General features: G+C 71.0%; 15 protein-coding genes and 1 pseudogene. 7 read left to right on the top strand and 9 right to left on the bottom strand.

Features of this window, described 5'->3' with window-relative positions:
- Positions 1-56: 56 nt before the first annotated feature.
- The 3 genes from OG936_RS23435 (at position 57) to OG936_RS23425 (ending at position 6,577) form a co-directional block, all read left to right on the top strand.
- Positions 57-2,987 carry a lysylphosphatidylglycerol synthase domain-containing protein gene (locus OG936_RS23435; RefSeq protein ID WP_406497212.1) on the top strand — a complete coding sequence of 977 codons (2,931 nt, stop codon included), beginning with the start codon at positions 57-59 and terminating at the stop codon, positions 2,985-2,987.
- A gap of 315 nt (positions 2,988-3,302) precedes the next feature.
- Complete coding sequence (locus tag OG936_RS23430; RefSeq protein WP_406497210.1) at positions 3,303-4,910, top strand: alpha/beta hydrolase; 1,608 nt, start codon at positions 3,303-3,305, stop codon at positions 4,908-4,910.
- Between the two features lie 86 nt (positions 4,911-4,996).
- The gene (locus OG936_RS23425; RefSeq protein WP_406497208.1) at positions 4,997-6,577 is read left to right on the top strand and encodes an alpha/beta hydrolase; all 1,581 of its coding nucleotides are present in this window, start codon (positions 4,997-4,999) and stop codon (positions 6,575-6,577) included.
- 185 nt (positions 6,578-6,762) lie between these two features.
- On the opposite strand, the gene moeZ is transcribed toward OG936_RS23425, so the two are convergent.
- The 8 genes and pseudogenes from moeZ to OG936_RS23385 all read right to left on the bottom strand — a co-directional run bounded on the left by moeZ (position 6,763) and on the right by OG936_RS23385 (position 16,210).
- Positions 6,763-7,941, bottom strand: coding sequence for an adenylyltransferase/sulfurtransferase MoeZ (moeZ, locus tag OG936_RS23420; protein WP_114246509.1), 1,179 nt, complete (start codon positions 7,939-7,941; stop codon positions 6,763-6,765).
- Between the two features lie 85 nt (positions 7,942-8,026).
- Positions 8,027-8,869, bottom strand: coding sequence for a spherulation-specific family 4 protein (locus OG936_RS23415; protein ID WP_406497206.1), 843 nt, complete (start codon positions 8,867-8,869; stop codon positions 8,027-8,029).
- Positions 8,857-9,822 carry an NAD-dependent epimerase/dehydratase family protein gene (locus tag OG936_RS23410; protein ID WP_383755578.1) on the bottom strand — a complete coding sequence of 322 codons (966 nt, stop codon included), beginning with the start codon at positions 9,820-9,822 and terminating at the stop codon, positions 8,857-8,859. Before OG936_RS23410 ends, OG936_RS23415 begins: the two co-directional genes overlap by 13 nt.
- A 155-nt stretch (positions 9,823-9,977) precedes the next feature.
- Positions 9,978-11,342: a hypothetical protein gene (locus OG936_RS23405; protein WP_406497205.1), complete on the bottom strand. Its 1,365-nt coding sequence runs from the start codon at positions 11,340-11,342 to the stop codon at positions 9,978-9,980.
- Positions 11,343-11,421: 79 nt separating this feature from the next.
- Complete coding sequence (locus OG936_RS23400) at positions 11,422-13,308, bottom strand: DUF3492 domain-containing protein (protein WP_406497204.1); 1,887 nt, start codon at positions 13,306-13,308, stop codon at positions 11,422-11,424.
- A gap of 193 nt (positions 13,309-13,501) precedes the next feature.
- Positions 13,502-13,951 (bottom strand): annotated as a pseudogene (locus tag OG936_RS23395) (ABC transporter ATP-binding protein); the annotation flags it as partial.
- 16 nt (positions 13,952-13,967) lie between these two features.
- Positions 13,968-15,239, bottom strand: coding sequence for a DUF3152 domain-containing protein (locus tag OG936_RS23390; RefSeq protein WP_406497202.1), 1,272 nt, complete (start codon positions 15,237-15,239; stop codon positions 13,968-13,970).
- Positions 15,240-15,247: 8 nt separating this feature from the next.
- Positions 15,248-16,210 (bottom strand): alpha/beta fold hydrolase, encoded by a 963-nt coding sequence (locus OG936_RS23385; RefSeq protein ID WP_406497200.1) that lies wholly within the window; start codon positions 16,208-16,210, stop codon positions 15,248-15,250.
- Positions 16,211-16,319: 109 nt separating this feature from the next.
- Here OG936_RS23385 and OG936_RS23380 point away from each other — a divergent pair, with 109 nt between their 5' ends.
- The 4 genes from OG936_RS23380 (at position 16,320) to OG936_RS23365 (ending at position 18,232) form a co-directional block, all read left to right on the top strand.
- The gene (locus tag OG936_RS23380) at positions 16,320-16,535 is read left to right on the top strand and encodes a hypothetical protein (protein WP_383755564.1); all 216 of its coding nucleotides are present in this window, start codon (positions 16,320-16,322) and stop codon (positions 16,533-16,535) included.
- Between the two features lie 168 nt (positions 16,536-16,703).
- Positions 16,704-17,345 carry a TetR/AcrR family transcriptional regulator gene (locus OG936_RS23375; protein WP_018105511.1) on the top strand — a complete coding sequence of 214 codons (642 nt, stop codon included), beginning with the start codon at positions 16,704-16,706 and terminating at the stop codon, positions 17,343-17,345.
- 142 nt (positions 17,346-17,487) lie between these two features.
- Positions 17,488-17,715: a DUF3107 domain-containing protein gene (locus OG936_RS23370; protein ID WP_266748385.1), complete on the top strand. Its 228-nt coding sequence runs from the start codon at positions 17,488-17,490 to the stop codon at positions 17,713-17,715.
- 247 nt (positions 17,716-17,962) lie between these two features.
- Complete coding sequence (locus OG936_RS23365; RefSeq protein WP_406497198.1) at positions 17,963-18,232, top strand: hypothetical protein; 270 nt, start codon at positions 17,963-17,965, stop codon at positions 18,230-18,232.
- 61 nt (positions 18,233-18,293) lie between these two features.
- On the opposite strand, the gene OG936_RS23360 is transcribed toward OG936_RS23365, so the two are convergent.
- A complete protein-coding gene (locus OG936_RS23360) occupies positions 18,294-19,007 on the bottom strand; it encodes a ferritin-like fold-containing protein (RefSeq protein ID WP_371665641.1) in 714 nt (237 codons plus the stop codon).
- Positions 19,008-19,431: the final 424 nt, after the last annotated feature.

The raw sequence follows: 19,431 nt of genomic DNA, 5'->3' as shown, positions 1-19,431 counted from the left end.
GGTGACCGGTGATACGAAAACACGAAAACCCATCAGAGGCGACGAAGGAGCAGGGCGTGCAGCCACCGAAGGCGGCGGACGCCCCTGATGCCGAGCCGTACTCGGACGTGTCGGACGGGCCCGCCGAAAAGCCCGGTGCGGAACAAGAAAAGCCCGGCGCGAAGCAGCGGACGACAGGTGCGGAGCAAACAAAGCCCGGCGCGGACCAAACAAAGCAAGCAGACCGAGCGGACCAGGCGAAACAAGCGGACCGAACAGAGCAAGACGCACCCGGCGAGCAGCAGACCACGCCCGGTGCCGGACGGCAGGACGTCCCCGAGCACCTGACCGGCTCGACGCTCTGTTCCGCCGCGGCGGACCAGGCCGAGCGCGTCTCGGGCGACGAGCCGCTGCTCCCCGCCCGGGTGCACCGCCCCTCCGATCTCATGCGGATCCTCATCGGCGTCCTCGCGATCGTCATCCTGTTCTCGATCGCCGCGTTCGCCCACGGCACGACCACCGGCCTAGAACAAGACATCAACAAGGGCACCGGCCAGGCGCCCGACATCCTGATCAAGATGGCCGGGCTGGTGTCCAGCATCGCCGTGCTGCTCGTTCCGGTCGCCTTCGCCATCGAACGGCTGATCAAACGTGACGGACTGCGGATCGCGGACGGGGTGCTCGCCGCCGTACTGGCACACGGTGTCACGCTCGCCGCCGACCTCTGGGTGGCCAAGTCCGCCCCCGGCACCATCCAGGACGCCCTGACCCAGCCGCAGCCCGGTGACGCGCTCACCGATCCCGTACACGGCTATCTCGCCCCCGTGATCGCCTATATGACGGCGGTCGGGATGGCGAGACGGCCACGCTGGCGCGTCGTGCTGTGGGTGGTGCTGCTGCTCGACGCGTTCGCCATGCTGGTCGGCGGCTACACGACCCCGTTCTCGATCATCCTCACCGTGCTGATCGGCTGGACCGTGGCCTACGGCACGCTTTACACGGTCGGCTCGCCCAACGTCCGGCCGACCGGTCAGCACCTGATGGCCGGTCTGCGCCATGTCGGCTTCCACCCGGTCACCGCGATGCGCGCCGAGGACGCGCCCGACTCCGGCGACCAGAACGACCGCGGGCGGGGCTATCTGGTCACCCTGGAGGACGGGCCGCCGCTCGACGTGACGGTCGTCGACCGCGAGCAGCAGGCCCAGGGTTTCTTCTACCGGGTGTGGCGCAGGCTCACGCTGCGCGGCATCACCCAGCGCCGTTCCATCCAGTCGCTGCGCCAGGCGCTGGAACAGGAGGCGCTGCTGGCGTACGCGGCGATCGCCGCCGGAGCCAACGCGCCCAAACTGATCGCCACCTCGGAACTCGGGCCCGACGCCGTGATGCTCGTGTACGAGCACATCGGCGGCCGTTCCCTGGACGCACTGGAGGACTCGGAGATCACCGACGAGCTGGTGCGAGGCGCCTGGCATCAGGTGAAGGCGCTCCAGTCGCGACGGATCGCGCACCGCAGGCTCACGGGTGACGCCATCCTGGTGGATCTTTCCGGCAAGGTGTTCGTCACCGATCTGCGCGGCGGCGAGATCGCGGCCGGGGATCTGGTCCTGCGGATGGACGTCGCCCAGCTGCTGACCACCACGGGTCTGCGGGTGGGCGCCGAGCGGGCCGTGGCCGGTGCGCTGGAGGTGCTGGGGCCCGATGCCGTAGCGGACTGTCTGCCGTTGCTCCAGCCGATCGCGCTGAGCCGCTCCACCCGGGCGACCCTGCGCCGGCTCGCCCGGGAACGCGCGCAGCGCGAGCGCGAGGCGGTGCTCGACGCGTCGGACGCGGCCAAGCGGGCCAGGGCACTCGAACACGGGGCGACAGCTCAGGAGCCCGCCACCGCCGCGGGTATCGGCCACAAGGCGGCCCACAAGGCCGCCCGCAAGTCGCTCCGTATCCAGAAGCAGGCCGAGAAGCGGGCCATGGAAGACGCCCTGGAAGAGGCGCGCGAGGAGGACCTGCTCTCCCAGATGCGACAGCAGGTGCTGCTGATCCGGCCGCAGGCGCCGGTCGAGCCGGTCCGGCTGGAGCGCATCAAGGCGCGCACCCTGGTCAGCTGCATCGCCGGCGCGATCGCCGCGTACTTCCTCATCTCGCAGTTCACCCAGGCGGACTTCGGTGCGGTGGTCGAGCAGGCGGAGTGGGGCTGGGTGGCGGCTGCGGTCGGCTTCTCGGCCCTCAGCTATGTCGCGGCGGCGATGAGCCTGCTGGGCTTCGTGCCGGAGCGGGTGCCGTTCGGCAAGACCGTGCTGGCGCAGGTCGCCGGGTCCTTCGTGAAGATCGTCGCCCCGGCCGCGGTCGGCGGTGTCGCGCTGAACACCCGCTTCCTCCAGCGTGCCGGCGTACGCCCGGGGCTCGCCGTGGCGAGTGTCGGCGCCTCGCAGCTGTTCGGTCTCGGCTGCCACATCCTGTTGCTGGCGGCGTTCGGCTATCTGACCGGTACGGAGAAGACCCCGTCCTCGCTCACGCCTTCCAGGACGGTGATCGCCGGGCTGCTGACGGTCGCCGTGCTGGTGCTGGTGGTAACCGCGGTTCCGTTCCTGCGGAAGTTCGTGGTGACACGCGTGCGGTCGCTGTTCGCCGGGGTCGTACCGCGCATGCTCGACGTGGTGCAGCGGCCGCAGAAGCTGCTGACGGGCATCGGCGGGATGCTGCTGCTGACCGGCCTGTTCGTGATGTGTCTGGACGCGTCGGTCCGGGCGTTCAGCGGCCCGGATGTGCCGCATCTCAGTTACGCGAGCATCGCGGTGGTCTTCCTGGCCGGTAACGCGCTGGGGTCGGCGGCGCCCACACCGGGCGGAATGGGTGCGGTCGAGGGCGCGCTGACGCTGGGGCTGATCGCGGTCGGCCTGCCGAAGGAGGTCGCGGCACCGGCCGTTCTGCTCTACCGGCTGCTGACGCTGTGGCTGCCGGTGCTTCCCGGCTGGCTCTGCTTCAACCATCTGACCCGTAAGGGCGAACTCTGACCCGCAAGGGCGAGCTCCGACTGGCAAGGGCGAGCTCTGACCCGCAGGCAAGGCCCACTGCGCCGCGTACCGCCGCGGGCGAACTCCGACCCGCAGGAAAAGAGCGGACTCCGACGCGCGTACGGCGTGTCGCGGGCGAGCCCTGACGGGACCTCAGCCGTCCCGCGGGCTCGCCCTCGGGCCGGGCGGGCGCCGGCGCCGCCTGTGAGGCCGGTCACGCGATCGCAAGGCCGGTCGGGCTATTCGGGCGCCCCTCGGCCACCCGCTTGGACCGGTGCCCGTGCAGCGGCCCGGTTCCCGCCGCACGATGGGGCCATGAGGACCTCCCCCGCCCTACGTGCTGCCGCTCTCGCCGCCACCGCCACCGTGCTCCTTCCCCTCACTGCCTGCTCGGAGAGCAGCGACAAGGGCGGCCCGGTCGGGCCGCAGAGCTCCCCGCTCGCCGCGAACGCCGCCGAGGCGAGCAGCAGCTCCGGCTACCTCGCCTCCCAGAAGCTGACATGGAAGCCCTGCCCCGCCCCGTCCCCCGAGCAGGGCGGCGGAAAGGCCCCGGCGCCCCTGCCCGACGGCACCCCCTGGGAGTGTTCCTTCATGAAGGTCCCGCTCGACTACGCGAATCCGGGCGGCGAGACGATCGAACTGGCACTCATCCGGGCCAGGGCCAAGAATCCGGACAAGCGGATCGGCTCCCTCATCTTCAACTTCGGCGGCCCCGGCGCTTCCGGTGTCGCCACCCTGCCCGCCTTCGGCACCGACTACGACAAGCTCCGCGCCGGCTACGACCTGGTCAGCTTCGACCCGCGCGGGGTCGGCCGCAGTGCGGGCGTGGAGTGCGAGACCGACCGGCAGCTCGACGCCCGCTACGAGACCGACGCCATTCCGGACGACAGCGCCGAGGTGAATGCCTTCGTCAAGGACATCAAGACCTTCGCGTTGGCCTGCAAGAAGAACTCCGGCAAGGAGCTCCCCTACGTCGGCACCACAAACGCCGCCCGCGACATGGATCTGATGCGTCAGGTGCTCGGAGACAAGAAGCTGTACTACTTCGGCATCTCGTACGGCACCGAACTGGGCGGCGTCTACGCCAACTTGTTCCCGAAGAACGTCGGCAGGTCGGTACTGGACGGGGTGGTCAACCCGACCCTGGACACCGTGCAGTCCTCGCTCGGCCAGGCCAGGGGGTTCCAGCTCGCCCTGGACAACTTCGCCAAGGACTGCGTGAACCGCGGCGCGGCCTGCAAGCTCCCCGGTTCCACCGAGAAGGAGGTCGAGCAGGGGATCTCCGGCCTGCTCACACGGCTGGATAAGACGCCGATCCCGGGGATCGGGGCCCGGCAGCTGACACAGTCCCTGGCCATCACCGGCATCGCGGCCGCCCTCTACTCAAAGGAGACCTGGCCGTTGCTGGAACAGGGAGTGGACGAGGCCGACGGCGGGAACGGCGCGCTGCTCCTCGCTCTCGCGGACTCGCTGAACGGCCGTCAGGCGGACGGGCACTACGACAATTTGATGGCCGCCAACACCGCCATCAACTGCGCCGACTCCAAGCAGCGGTTCACCGCGGACCAGACCATGGCGAAGCTCTCGGAGTTCCGGTCCGCCTCGCCGGTCTTCGGTGACTATCTGGCCTGGGGCCTGATGTCCTGCACCGGCTGGCCGGTGGCGGGCGCCTGGGAGACCCCGGACGTCAACGCCCCGGGCGCGGCCCCCGTCCTCGTCATCGGCAACACCGGCGACCCGGCGACCCCGTACGCGGGCGCGAAGGCGATGGCCGATGCACTGGGCAAGGGTGTCGGTGTGCAGGTGACGTACGAGGGCCAGGGGCACGGCGCGTACAACAGTGGCAACGCCTGTGTGCAAAAGACCGTGGGCGACTATCTGCTGGACGGCAAGGTTCCGGCGGCCGGGACCGTCTGCAAGTAGACCCCGGCCGGGATCCGCCGGAGAGGCCCTAGCATGGGCGCACTTTCTGTACGTAGTACGTACAGGTACATGGGGAGGACGTACACGTGGTAGGACACGCACGCGCCGGGGCTCTGACCGGCGCCGCACTACTGCTGACGGGACTGCTCGCCGGCTGTGGCAGTGGTATGGACGACAAACCGGCCGACAGGACGGACCGCGGTGCGACGTCCACGCCCGGCAAGCCGTCCACCACGACGGGCGGGCAGCCCGGCACGCCCGCCCTGCCCGCCGCGCTCACCTCCCAGCGGCCGGACTGGAAAAGCTGCAAGGCCCCCGCGGGCGACAGCGCTCCCGGTGCCGGCTGGCGGTGCGCGCGCGTCGAGGTCCCGCTGAACTACGCGAAGCCGGACGGCGACACGATCCGGATCGCGCTGATCCGCAAGGAGGCCCGGGACAAGAGCCGGCGCCTGGGCTCGATGCTGTTCAACTTCGGCGGCCCCGGCGGTTCGGGGGTCTCGATACTGCCGCGCGCCGCCCGTTCGTACGAGAAGCTCAACGCCCGCTACGACCTGGTGAGCTTCGACCCGCGCGGCGTCGCGGGCAGCGCGGGGGTGAACTGCCGTACCGACAAGGAGGCGGAGGACGCCTACCGGAAGGTCGACATGACTCCGGACACGGCAGCGGAGGAGGCCGCGTTCATGAAGGACGGCGCGGACTTCGGCGCCGGCTGCGAACGCCGCTCCGGCAAGGTCCTGCCGTACGTCGGTACGACGAACGCCGCCCGGGACATGGACCTGATCCGCGAGGTGCTCGGCGACAAGAAACTCACCTACTTCGGCATGTCGTACGGCACGGAGCTGGGCGGCACCTACGCGCACCTCTTCCCGAAGAAGGTGGGCCGCACCGTCCTGGACGCCGTCGTCGACCCGACCGCGGACGCGATTGGGCACGCCCGCAACCAGGCGACCGGGTTCCAGCGGGCGCTGGAGAACTACCTCAAGGACCGCGGTCAGGACCCGAAGGCGGGCACCGAACGCATCGCCCGACTGCTGGAGCGGATCGACAAGAAGCCGCTGCCGACCGCCTCGGGCCGTGAGCTCAACCAGTCGCTCGCCATCACCGGCATCGTCATGCCGCTCTACTCCAAGAGCAGCTGGCCGTATCTGACCCAGGCGCTGGACGAGGCCGAGAAGAGGGGCACCGGCACGGTGCTGCTGCAGATGGCCGACGCGTACAACGGCCGGGACGAGAAGGGCCATTACGACACGCAGAACCACTCGCAGCGCGCCATCTCCTGCGCGGACAGCAAGCTCCGGCCGACGGTAACCGAGGCCAGGGCCAGGCTGCCCGAGTTCCGGCAGCTGTCCCCGGTGTTCGGACCGTTCCTGGCGTGGGACACGGCCGGCTGGTGTGCGCAGTGGCCGGTGGAGGGCGAGCACGACAATCCGGAGGCGAGCGCTCCGGGTGCCGGTCCGATCCTGGTCATCGGTACGACCGGCGACCCTGCGACGCCCTACGAGGGTGCGCGGAAGATGGCGGACGAACTGGGCAAGGGCGTCGGCGTCATGCTCACCAACAAGGGCGAGGGGCACGGCTCGTACGGTGAGAGCGCGTGCGTGACGTCGACCGTGGACGCGTACTTCCTTGACGGGAAGGTCCCGGCAGACGGCAAGACCTGTTCGTAACGCGGATCCGGGCGTTCCCCGGGGACCTGGTACCCCGGGGAACGCCGAAGGGGCCGGTCCGCAGCACGCGGACCGGCCCCTTCGAAGCGTTCGTATCTGGTACACCAAGGACTCGGTACACCAAGGACCCGGTACACCAACGGCTCAGAACACCGGTTCAGTGCACCGGCTCGGTACACACCGGCTCAGTACACCGGCTTCTCGGGCTCGATCTGGTTGACCCAGCCGATCACGCCGCCGCCCACGTGCACCGCGTCGGCGAAGCCCGCCGACTTGAGGACCGCGAGGACCTCGGCGCTGCGGACACCGGTCTTGCAGTGCAGGACGATGCGCTTGTCCTGCGGGAGGTCCTGGAGGGCGTTGCCCATCAGGAACTCGTTCTTCGGGATCAGCCGGGCGCCGGGGATCGAGACGATCTCGAACTCGTTCGGCTCACGGACGTCGATGATCTCGATCTTCTCGTCCGCGTCGATCCACTCCTTGAGCTGCTTCGGAGTGATCGTGGAGCCGAGCGCCGCCTCCTGGGCCTCCTCGGACACGACGCCGCAGAAGGCCTCGTAGTCGATGAGCTCGGTGACGGTCGGGTTCTCGCCGCAGACCGCGCAGTCGGGGTCCTTGCGGACCTTGACCTGGCGGTACTGCATCTCCAGGGCGTCGTAGATCATCAGTCGGCCGACCAGCGGGTCGCCGATACCGGCGAGCAGCTTGATGGCCTCGGTGACCTGGATGGAGCCGACGGAGGCGCAGAGCACCCCGAGCACGCCGCCCTCGGCGCACGAGGGAACCATGCCCGGCGGGGGCGGCTCCGGGTAGAGGCAGCGGTAGCAGGGACCGTGCTCGGACCAGAAGACGGACGCCTGGCCGTCGAACCGGTAGATCGAGCCCCAGATGTACGGCTTGTTCAGCAGTACGGCTGCGTCGTTGACCAGATAGCGGGTCGCGAAGTTGTCCGTGCCGTCCACGATCAGGTCGTACTGGGCGAAGATGTCCATCACGTTGTCGGCTTCGAGCCGCTCCTCGTGAAGGACCACGTTCACGTACGGGTTGATGCCCAGCACCGAGTCCTTGGCGGACTCGGCCTTGGAACGGCCGATGTCGGCCTGGCTGTGGATGATCTGGCGCTGCAGGTTCGACTCGTCGACCTCGTCGAACTCCACGATGCCGAGCGTGCCGACACCGGCGGCGGCCAGGTACATCAGGGCCGGCGAACCGAGACCGCCGGCGCCTACACAGAGCACCTTCGCGTTCTTCAGCCGCTTCTGCCCGTCCATCCCCACATCCGGGATGATCAGGTGGCGGGAGTACCTGCGGACCTCGTCGACGGTGAGCTCAGCAGCTGGCTCGACCAGGGGTGGCAGCGACACAGGAACCTCAACAATGCAGGTGGTCGGTTTCTACGTACTTCAGCTACGTACGGTTGTTCTTGCCGTAACACTGCCACGCCGCTTCTCATTCCGAGATACCCGGTCCGATCCGCGAGACGAATTCGTCCCAGTACCCGGGCAGCGCCGCGAATGGATCGGTTCGTTCGTGCCGTCCGTCCCGCCCGTGCTGTCCGTCCCGGTCCGTGAAGAAGATCGTGCCCGCGCCCTGCCAGCGGGCGATGCGCATGGCTTCTTCGAGATGGGTGCGCGGAACGCCGTGTACGAAGTGCGCGAACCGCTCCGGCGGATAGGCGGCGGTCCACTCCGCCACCTGTGACCAGCGGTAGTCGGTCCAGGGACCGGAGAAGGTGACCAGCTGGTCGGCGACCTCGGCGTAGCCCGGATGCGGATGGGTGCCCAGCCCCAGCACCAGTGGCCCGTGCCCCTCCCCGCCTTCGTCGTGTTCGAGGAGCGCGGCGAGTGTGCCGGTGAGACGGCGGACGGCCGGGAGTTCGGCCCGGCCGGCCGGGCACCGGCCGAGATAGAAGCCGTCGACGCGGTACCAGTCGAGGAAGGACTGCGCGTCGGCGATCAGCTCTCCGAAGGAGCGGCTGCCGAAGGCCAGATCGAGATGGCCGAGCAGCCGTCCGCCCGCGGCCCGGGCGGACTCCTGCGGGGTCTCGCCGTGCACGGCCCGCTCCCGGGCGTTGCGGAGTCGGCCCGCGGCCTCCAGACAGTGCGGGTCGGGGCGGGCACCCGGGCCGTCGTCGATGTTGAGGACCGCCCAGTGCAGCGGGGTGCCGGGGCGGGTGAGTTCGGCCCACTCGGTGGGGGCGAGCAGCGGATGCGCGTAACCGGGGACGCCGAAGCCGAGTTGCTCGGCGCCGCCGGTCCGGCGGACGGTGCCGGTGGAGGTCAGATACGGCACGCCGCCTCCATCCAGATGTCGGCCAGGGACTCCTCCAGATTGATCCGGGGGCGCCAGCCGAGCCGGTCCCTGGCGGTACGGACGTCGGCCTGCTGCCAGGCGCCGCAGCCGTCCGGGTAGGGGGACGGGGTTGCCGAGAGGTGCTCGATGACCGACTCGGTCGAGGTCCGCGGGGCACCGATGGGCAGCCGGGGCGGGGGCGCGTCGAGCTCGTGGAGTGCACCCGCGTACCCGGCGACTCTGGCGAGGACGGAGGCCGCGTCCCGGAGCCGCACGGCGCGGCCGGTGCCGATGTTGACGACGCCCTGCGCCGCGGAGAGCGAGGCGGCGTGCACGGCGCGCGCGACATCGCGTACGTCGACGAAGTCGCGCTGCACGCCGAGGCCGCTGAGCTTCAGCTCGCCGTCACCGGACTGCATGGCCCGGCGCATCGCCTCGGCGAGCCTGCCGAGCGGGGAACCGGCCGGGGTGCCGGGACCGACCGGGGAGAAGACCCGCAGCACGACCGCGTCGAGGCCGGAGCCGAGGACGAGTTCGGTGGCGGCGAGCTTGCTGACGCCGTACGGGCCGCCGGGGCGCGGAATCGCGTCCTCCGCGGTCGATGAGCCGGGCTGCGAGGGCCCGTACTCCGACGAACAGCCGACCTGGACGAGCCGGGCCGTGCAGCCGCTGCGCCGCATCGCCTCGCAGACGGTGGCGACGGCGACGGTGTTGTGACGGGTCAGATCGCGGGCCCCGCCGCGGGTGGCGCCCGCGCAGTTGACGACGACGCCGGGGTGGACGGCGTCCAGGAAGCGGGTCAGCGCGCCGGGGCTGCCGCCGGCGAGGTCGAACCGCACGTCGGCGTCGTCGCCGCGGCCGAGCGCCGTGAGATGCACGGCGGGGTCGGCGAGCAGGCGGTCGGCCACGAACCGGCCGAGGAATCCATTGGCTCCGAGCAGCAGCACCCTCATCGCGCGCCCCCTCGGTGCCGACGGCGGGCTGCCGGTGCGGGGGATTGGGGGGTCATGTCCGGTGTCTCCTTCAGGAAGTGACGTGTGGTGCGGTACGGGGAACGGACCCGCAGCGTCGGCTCCGCGGGGCATGGGGGTGGTTCTGGGGGTGGTTCTTACGTGGGGGTGGTTCTTACGTGGGCGGATGCCCTGGACAGGACGACGGCGGCGGTGATCAGCAGGCCGAGCGCCGCAGTGCCACAGGCGAGGGCGGATACGGCTCCGGTGCCTGCCGCCATGACCAGGGCGTCGATGGGGCGGGCGAGGAAGTGCAGGCCGGGCAGCCGCCCGGCCAGGACCAGGGCGGGTGCCAGCGCTTCCACGGCGCAGGCGGCGGCGAGTCCGACGGTGGCCTGTTCGGGGAAGCCGTGCACGGCCAGCAGCCGGGCCAGCAGGAGCAGCACACCGAGCGCGGCCGCCCCCACGAAGGGGCCACCGCCTCCGTATCCCAGGTGCGCGAGGTAGAGCAGTCCGGCGAGGGCACACAGGTGGAGGGCGACGGCTCCGAACAGCAGGGGGCGCACACCTGCGGCGAACTCCTCCAGCGCGCGGCTTCCGGTCAGTTTGCGGTGTGCGTGTACGGAGAAGAGGTGCGCGCACCACGCGGCCGGGGCGACCGAGAGCGCCAGCCCCAGCAGCGGTGCGGGGGTGAGCGTCCAGGAGCCTTCGGGGCCGCCGCTGAGCACTTGGTCGAGCAGCGCGTCGCCGTACAGGACATATCCGAGGAGCCAGCAGCCGTACACATGGGCGGTCCCCGAGGAGCCGCCCGCGGCGTGCAGGGGGCCGTTGCGCAGGCCGAGGGCGAGGCCGACGAGTGCGACAAGCGCTCCGGTGACGGCGATCGCGAGCCGTCCCTGACCGCCGAGTGTCCCCTCGGTCAGCCTCAGAGCGCCCGCGGTGGCGATGCAGGCGGCGCCCGGCACCAGTGCGCGGAGTGACCAGGCGGCCCGTGTCCCGGTGTCACGCTCCGGCGCGCGATTCCCTGTCGCGGGCTCCCCCGCCACGGCGGGTACCCGGGCGAAGAGTTCCTCGGCGAGCGAGAAGACGTCGCGGTGCCGGTAGCGGGCGGCGGCGCGGTCGGTGACGCCGTGGGCTTCGAGCCCGGCGGCGATCTCCAGCGGATCGACGGCGCGCTCGCACAGCTCGCGATGGCGGTGCATCAGCGATCTCACGGGGTCGGCAGGACCGCGGCGCGAGACGTTGAGCTTGCGCGCCGGAGCGGCACCCGCGATCTCGGGAGCCCGGGGCGCGGCGGCCCGGGCCTTGGTGATCGGCTCGGCCTGTTCCGTAGCGTCTTCCTCTGCTGCGGTTGGCCCTGCAGCGGTGTCCGCCGCGACTACGGCCCTGTCTTCCGCGGCGGTGTCCTCCGCGGCGACTTCCTCAACGGCGGTCCCGGAAACCAATGCCCGGGAGCGAAGGTCCCAGCTCCCGCCGGTGGACGGTGGGGCGGGTGCGTCGGACACCTCGGTCGGGCGGCCCATCGTCTCTCCTCCGTGATCGTCGCCGGCTGCGTCGGACCGTCCCGCCCCACCGCTGCGGCCCGGCCGGTCCGATCCCTGTTCACGCATCGCCGCCACCCGCTCCCCGTACTCCCGCGCAGACGGCCGGGGGCTCGGCGGCCCAGCCGGGTGTGCGGCCGGCCGGCCGTGCCGCGCCGGCGCCCGAGGCCGTCCACGGGCCCAGGACATGTGCCTCCGGCGGGGTGGCGAAGGGGCGCGGTCCGCCGTCGGCGTCCACCGCGTCGGCCTCCCTGCGCACCGGGGCGTGCGAGATCAGCTCCAGGTAGATGCCGCGATATGCCGCGAGGTTCTGCTCAACGGTGAAGAGTTCGAGCGCGCGGGCGCGCGCCGCCGCTCCGAGCCGTGCACGGCGCTCCGGGTCGCGCAGCAGCGCAAGGCAGGCGTCGGCGAGCGCCTTCGGGTTGCGCGGGGGCACCACGAGTCCGGTGCCGCCGATGACTTCGACCACCGCGCCGACGTCCGTCGACACCGTCGCCCGTCCGCAGAACATCGCCTCGACGAGACCGGCGGGGAAGCCCTCGACCACGCTGGACAGGACGACGACCCCGCCCGCCCCATAGGCCTCCGGCAGACCCGGCACCTCGGCCCCGCCGATGTCCTCGAAGGAGACCGGGTTGTCGCCGACGGTGTGCGCGTCCGTGGCCTCGTCGGGGAACAACTGGGCGGCCAGCGCCAGGCAGTGCGCGAGATAGGTGGCCCCCTCCGGACCCTGCGCCGCCGCGCCGATGATCCGCAGCCGGGCGTCCGGTTCGGCCTTCCGCACCTGAGCGAAGGCGTGCAGCAGCGCGATCAGGTCCTTGGCGGGCTCGATCCGGCCGACCCAGACGAGGGTGTCGTCGGGACCGCTGTCACCGCTCTCCCCCAGCGCCGTGAACCGGTCCGATTCCATGCCGGGGTAGATGGTGCGCAGCTTCTCGCGCTCGGCACCGCACCGTTCCTGCCAGCGGCGGGCGTGCGTGTCACCGGGGGTGAGGATCTCGGCCTGCCGGTACACCTCGGCGGCGAGCCGTCCGTGGAAGCCGGCGAGCAGGGCGCGTACCGGCGCGCTCAGAGGCGTGTCGGTGGCGGCGAGGTAGTGCGCCCGCAGCCGCACGCCGTGCTCGGTGACCAGCAGCGGGACCCCGAAGAAGCGTTTGGCCAGCAGACCCGGCAGAGCGGCGGCGCCGCCGGATGTGGCGTGGCAGAGGTCGACCGCGCCGAGGCTCTCCTCGTCGTACCAGTCGAGGGAGAGCGGACGCAGCACCCGGTCGAGCTCCCGGGCGAAGGCGAGGAGATCGGGGACGGTGGCGGTCTGGACGGTGCGTCCGGCGCCCGGGGCGCGGCGGGCGGCTTCGAGTACGCGTACGGCGGTCTCGGAGCGGAGTGCCGCGGGAAGTCCCCCGTGTTCGCGTGCCAGTTCGGCGAGCCCGTACAGCCCCTCCGTGAACTGCGCGTCCGCCACACCGGCGGCCGTGAGCCCCGCAGGCCCTTCTTCGCCCCGTCCGCAGGGAACCACGTCCCCGCTCGCGCCTTCACCACCGTCCGTCGCAGGCACCATCGCACCCGCCGCACGCACCTCACCCACCGCACCCACCGCCCCGGCCGCACAGACCGCGGTCGCGAGAGCCGTGAAGTGCGCCGTGAAGCGCCGTCGTTCGCGCCTCCCGTACGAGCGTCCGCCGCCGCCCGTCGTGATCCGGGCGAGCAGGCCCTTGGGGGTGCGGGTGCCCGGGATGTCCTCGTCGGCCGTCCACAGCGGCGCCGTCCGTACCCGGCCGACCTGTGTCGGGAGCGGGACCCAGCCCTGCTCCTCCTGCTCGGCGGAGCGGCTGAGCGCGAAGAGATCGAACTCGTGCTGCGTGAGTCCGCGCACCAGACGGTCGCACCAGAGCCTGGACTCACCGGCCGCATACGGATAACCACCGTCGGTGAGGAGTCCGATCCGCACGAGTGCACCTCCGATCTCCCTTGTGGGCGGCCGCCGTTGGAATGGCGACTCACAGCGGGACGACCGTAAGCGGATACGCCGGTGGTGCGACGGACGGTTGTCCGTCGCACCACCGAAAGGGGTGAACCGTCGTAACTTTCCCGCCCCGATGGCGTTCTGTCGCGCTATGGGGGCGTTCCGTTACACAGGGGCAAGCGGCGGCCAGCGCCTTGCGGGCTGCGCGGCGCCGCGCCGCGAGCGTCGGATCGAGCGCGGGTACGGCCGCCAGGAGCTGCTCGGTGTATCGGTTCTGGGGGTCGCCTTACACCTGGTCCGCCTCGCCGTCCTCGACGATCCGGCCCTGTCGCATGAGGGCTCCGTCGCCGGCCTGCCGTACGACGGCGAGATCGTGCGCGATGAAGACCGGGCCGGCCCCAGCTCCCGCTGCAACTGCGCCAGCAGGGCGACCACCTGGGCCTGGGGCGTGACGTCGAGCGCGGAGACGGCCTCGTCGCAGACGATCAGTTCCGGCTTCGGCGGCCGGCGCGCGGGCGACCCCGGCGCGCGGGCGCTGTCCGCCACTGAACTCGTGCGGGCAGCGGTCGTACTGCTCGGGGTCGAGCCCGCCGCGCTTCAGCAGACAGCTCCGCCGATGCCGGATTCGGCAGGCCGCGACCATGTCAATCCACCGGATACACCCAGGCGTTGGGCCGGCACTTGATCCCGCCGATGCGCAGGGACTTCGTCTGCTGCTGCATCACCGGAGCGAGCGCTCCCGGCGTGCGGCAACTCACATGGTTGTGACCCAGCCGGTGACCGACCTCATGGTTGATCAGCATCTGGCGGTAGGCGAAGAGTTTGTCCGGGCCGAACGTCGACGACCCCTGCGCCCAGCGGTAGGCGTTGATCATCACGCGCTCGGTCGCCGCGGAGTCGCACGAGACGTTGTCCTCGGTCGTGTCCAGACCTGACTTCCTGCACCAGTCGCCGGTGGTCCCGGGACTGGCCAGGGTGATCACGAAATCGGGGTCGCCGGAGGAGATCCGCTCGAACGTCATGGCGCCGTCGTGCGCCCAGCTGCGGTCGTCGTTGAGCGTTTCCTGTACGGCCCGGGCGAAGAACGCGGCGTCGAGGCCGAGGCCCTTCTCGACATCGATCCGATAGCGGTACTTGTGCCCCCTGCCCGGGGCCTTCACCGCCCCCGGAACCGCCTCGAACTTTCCGGAGCCGTGCAGTTCCGGGGAGAGCGGGTAGGCCTTGGCCATCTTTTCCGCGTACGAAAGGGGCTTGGCCTGCGCCGCCTTCGGCATCGGCCGGTCGTCCGAGCGGGAGGCGCCGTCGACGCCGTCCCGGTCGACGCCCGTGGGCTGTGCGGCACTGGTCCCGCCGCTGTCGTGGGCGACCTGCCCGGCCACGACCACCGCGAGCACGGCGGTCACCGCGGCGGCCGCCATGCCCGTGAACGTACGCCTTCGGGTGCCCTTGCCTTCCCGGCCGCTCTCGGTGGGAGTCGGCGCGGCGGCGCCGCTCGGCGGCTGCTCGGCCCACTCGCCGACCGAGCTGTACGGGTCGGCCGGCCGGGCCTGCGGGACGGTGGGCCCACGAGGCACGGCCGGAGCGGGTGGCGCGTCGAACGCCTCGACGAACTCGCGCCGCGGCCCGGGTATCAGCGGCCGGGTGCCGACCGGTTGTTGACGCCGGGGCACCGTCTGCTGCGGCCCGGTCCCCCAGCCGCCGCCGGGCTCACGCTGCTCGGGATGGCCACCGCGGACGTGGCCGGCCTGCTGGAACGGGGTGTGCCCGTCGGCCCCGGCCTGTGCGTCGGCCACCCGCCGACGCCGCCCGCTGCCGGGCCCCGGGTGGACGCCCTCACGACCGCCGCCCCCTTTCGCGAGGGCGGCGTCGATATCGGGGCCCGCGGGTTCGGGGCCTTTTCGGCTATGTCGTCCCACGCCCCGGATCAGCTCCTGCCGCGTTCGTCGAGCAACTCCCGGAAAGCCCGGGCGACCGCCTCCGGGTACTCCATCATCGCCACGTGCCCCGCGTCGGGCAGTGTCAGCAGCCGCGAGTCACGGAACGCCGCGGACGCCCTGCGCGCCATCCGGTACGAGACGAGTTGGTCCCGTCCGCCGTACACGAGCTGGGTCGGTGCGAGCACCCGCTCGGCCTGGCGCCACAGTCCATGCTGACCGCCGAGCGTGTACGCGTCGACGATGCCACGTGCCGAGCGGGCCATCGCGTCCCAGAAGTACGGCAGTTCCAGCCGGTGCTCCATTTCGGCCACCGCTTCGCGGAATCCGGACTCGGAGACGCGCGCCGGATCGCCGTAACAGAGTTCCATGACGCCGCGTGTGCGCTCCTCCGCGGTCCAGCCCCTGGACATCCGGGCGAACAACGACGCGACGCCCGGAACGGCGAGCAGCGCGGTCGGCGCGGCCGTCCGCTGGACCCGGATCTCGGGGAGCGCGGGCGCGATGAGAGTGAGGGTGCGCACCAGGTCGGGGCGGACCGCGGCGACCCGGGTGGCCACGGCACCACCCAGCGAATTGCCGAACAGATGGACGGGCCCGCGCTCCGCCGCGTCGAGGAACCGGATCACGGCGCGGGCGTGGCCGGTGACCGAGTAGTTGCCGTCGTCCGGCGGCGGCGAGCCACCGAACCCGGGCAGGTCGACCGCCTCGCCGTCCACCACGTCCTGGAGCAGCGGCATCAGCGCCGACCAGTTCTGCGAGGAGCCGCCGAGCCCGTGGACGTAGAGCGCGGGCGGCGTCCCGGTGCGCTCCGGCGGCCGGGACCGGACGGTCAGCGTCAGCCCGGGCAGCGTGACGGAGCGCAACTCCTCCCCCTCCGCGGCCCCGATGGTGCTCACCGTAGGGGCCACTGCGGCGGCGGCACGGACTCCCGGCAGCTCGGTCGAAGACATGCGGCAATGTTACGAGACGATCACACCGCGGTTCATGTGTTCGCCGTCACAGATCACATAGCGGCTTGAGGGGCTAGCTCCTAGGCTCGAAGCAAGGAAGGGAGTCACCATGTCGGTCGACCCCAGCGACCCGGAGACCTTCGAGGACGTCCAGCCGGACGAACCGGACGAGGAGACGCCCCAGGCGGATGCGGCCGAGCAGCGGACCGATCTCCAGCAGCGGCGCGACGAACCGCTCACGCATATCGACCGCGACCGTGCCAATGTGGCGGATGCGGCCGAGCAGGCTCGCGTTGTCACACAGGATGAAGACGATTACCGCTAGTACGCCCCGCTTTGCCCCACTGGTCGACGAATCTGCGGCTACCGCAGTCGTCCGGTCCATGAAATTCTGCGTCCGCGCCGCGCGCACCCGGGTTACCCGAAAGTACGATGGCTGTGTGGCGCAGCGTGCACGGAAAAGCTGTGTTTGATCAACAATTTGGGAGGCGGCGTGACAGCCATCGAGCAGACCGAGGCGGCGCGCCCGCGAGGCACTCGACTGCCTCGCCGCGCCCGACGCAACCAGCTGCTGGGCGCCGCGCAGGAAGTATTCGTGGCGCAGGGGTACCACTCCGCCGCGATGGACGACATCGCGGAACGCGCCGGGGTCAGCAAGCCGGTGCTCTACCAGCACTTCCCGGGCAAGCTGGAGCTCTATCTGGCCCTGCTCGACCAGCACTGCGAGTCGCTGCTCCAGGCGGTCCGTACGGCGCTGGCGTCGACGACCGACAACAAGCTGCGCGTCGCCGCGACGATGGACGCGTACTTCGCGTACGTCGAGGACGAGGGCGGCGCCTTCCGGCTGGTCTTCGAATCGGATCTGACCAACGAGCCCGCGGTGCGCGAGCGTGTCGACCGGGTCTCGCTGCAGTGCGCGGAGGCGATCTCCGACGTCATCGCCGGTGACACGGGCCTGTCCAAGGACGAGTCGATGCTGCTCGCGGTCGGTCTGGGCGGTGTCTCCCAGGTCGTCGCCCGCTACTGGCTGTCCAGCCGGTCCGCGATCCCTCGCGACACAGCGGTGCAGCTGCTCACCTCACTGGCCTGGCGGGGCATCGCGGGCTTCCCGCTGCACGGCATCGATCAGCACTGACGGCGGGCGCCGGGCGCGCCCGGCGCCCGTGTTCGCTGCGGGCGTTGCCCACCGGCCCCTGGCAGCTCCGCTCAGCGGGCTAATGTGTGCTGCGTACGGCGCGGTTCACCGCGCAGGGACTGACCGTCGGAGGGACATAGCCGTGGAGGTCAAGATCGGGGTGCAGCACACGCCCCGGGAGATCGTTCTGGAGAGCGGGCTTTCCGCCGAAGAGGTCGAGAGCACGGTCGCCGAGGCGCTCGCCGGCAAGGCGCAGCTGCTCAGCCTCACGGACGAGAAGGGCCGCAAGGTCCTGGTGCCGGCCGACCGGATCGCGTACGTGGAGATCGGCGAGCCCAGCACGCGGCGCGTGGGCTTCGGCGCGCTGTAGGCGACACGCTCGACGCAGTGGTCGTGCGAGCGGCCCGGTGGGAACCCCCACCGGGCCGCTTTCCGTTGCGGGGGGCCGTCGGACGGGTTCCCTCGACCGCTTCCGTCGACCGCTTCCGTCGGGCGGGTTTGCGTCGGCCGGGCGGTTCCTGTGCGAACCCTGTCCGAGGAGGGTTGTGTTCCGCATCCCTCGGGTAGTACCGCTAACGACCGATCTGCCCGCCCCGCAACACGCGAGGTGATCATCTGTGATCTTGGAACCTCTCGGCTCCGTCGTGCTCGGACTCGCCCTCGCCTGGGTGGCGCTCCACTCGCTGCCGGACCGGCTTCCGTCCCGACGTGCCGTCCTCACCACCGGCGCGCTGGGAGCCCTCTTCGGCGCTTTTCTCATGCACTCGGTGCTGGGCCCCGGCCACCTCGTGGCCACACTGATCGGCGCGGCGCTGATCGGCGGCGTGACGCTCTCGTTGCTGATCCGCCCCCACAGCCGCCATCTGAGCCGATCAGCGGCGGCCTGAGACCGTCCGGTCGTCCGCCCGCACCGGGCGGACGGACGACCGGACGGCCCGGGTGAACCGGCTACGCCGCCAGTCCCAGCGCGGCCATCCGCTTGGTGTGCGCCTCGGTGATCCGCGAGAACATCCGCCCGACCTCCGCCAGATCGAACCCGTCCGCCACACCGCCGACGAGCATCGTCGACAGCGCGTCACGGTCGGCCACCACCCGCTGGGCCTGCGAGAGCGCCTCGCCCATCAGCCGCCGCGCCCACAGCGCGAGCCGGCCGCCGAGGCGCGGGTCGGCCTCGATCGCGGCGCGCACCTTCTCCACGGCGAAGTTGCCGTGTCCGGTGTCGTCGAGCACGGCGAGGACGAGGGAGCGGGTGTCCGAGTCGAGCCGGGCGGCGACCTCGCGGTAGAAGTCACTGGCGATCGAGTCGCCGACGTACGCCTTGACCAGGCCCTCCAGCCAGTCCGACGGCGCGGTCTGGCGGTGGAAGTCGTCGAGCGCCTTGGCGAACGGCTCCATCGCGCCCGTCGGCTCCACGTCGATCGCGGTCAGCCGGTCCGCCAGCCGCTCGAAATGATGGAATTCGGCGGAGGCCATCTTCGCCAGCTCCGCCTTGTCGGCCAGCGTCGGTGCGAGCTTCGCGTCCTCGGCGAGCCGCTCGAAGGCCGCCAGCTCCCCGTACGCGAGTGCTCCGAGCAGGTCGACAACCGCCGCCCTGTATTGCGGGTCGGCAGAGGCCTGCTCCCAGCCCTGGGCAGCGACCTGCGTGTGCTCGCTTTCGGCCACGGCAATCCTTTCTGAACCGGCTGTGATGCATCGCATACAGCTGATAGCTTCCCTACTGCGCTTCGCCGCGCCGGGCAGGGCTTGTCCGTCATGAAGCTGTCTGGCAGCCAAGTGAGAAGCCCCTCTGGGGAGGAGTCACGAAGCGCAGAATAGTCCGCGCTCAGCTTGAGGGAAGAGCCTGTCCGGCATTGTCGGACAGGCCCTCTCGTGACGTACCACCCAACACATGTGCGCGAATCCGGGGTACAGTGGTATTGCGCTACTGAGTATTTTGGATGTACCTGTGGCGTGAATGAAATCCAATGAGGATGCCCGGTCGGTGGCCCGATCGGCTCCGACCCGACAGCCCTCCACGCGAGGCGTACGCCACGTACGACCGCAGATGAGGGGCCCCTCAGCGGCACGAGCGCTCGAGCGACGGCAG

Origin of the sequence: Streptomyces sp. NBC_00846 (assembly GCF_045207325.1) — a bacterium.
GTDB lineage: Bacteria > Actinomycetota > Actinomycetes > Streptomycetales > Streptomycetaceae > Streptomyces.
Note: the sequence above shows the minus strand (reverse complement) of the source record. Positions and strands in the feature narration are given on the sequence as shown.

Coding starts and splice junctions, on each gene's coding strand:
- OG936_RS23430 (WP_406497210.1), top strand. CDS start 3,303: ATGAGGACCTCCCCCGCCCTACGTGCTGCCGCTCTCGCCGCCACCGCC.
- OG936_RS23410 (WP_383755578.1), bottom strand. CDS start 9,822: ATGAGGGTGCTGCTGCTCGGAGCCAATGGATTCCTCGGCCGGTTCGTG.
- OG936_RS23405 (WP_406497205.1), bottom strand. CDS start 11,342: ATGGGCCGCCCGACCGAGGTGTCCGACGCACCCGCCCCACCGTCCACC.
- OG936_RS23385 (WP_406497200.1), bottom strand. CDS start 16,210: ATGTCTTCGACCGAGCTGCCGGGAGTCCGTGCCGCCGCCGCAGTGGCC.
- OG936_RS23380 (WP_383755564.1), top strand. CDS start 16,320: ATGTCGGTCGACCCCAGCGACCCGGAGACCTTCGAGGACGTCCAGCCG.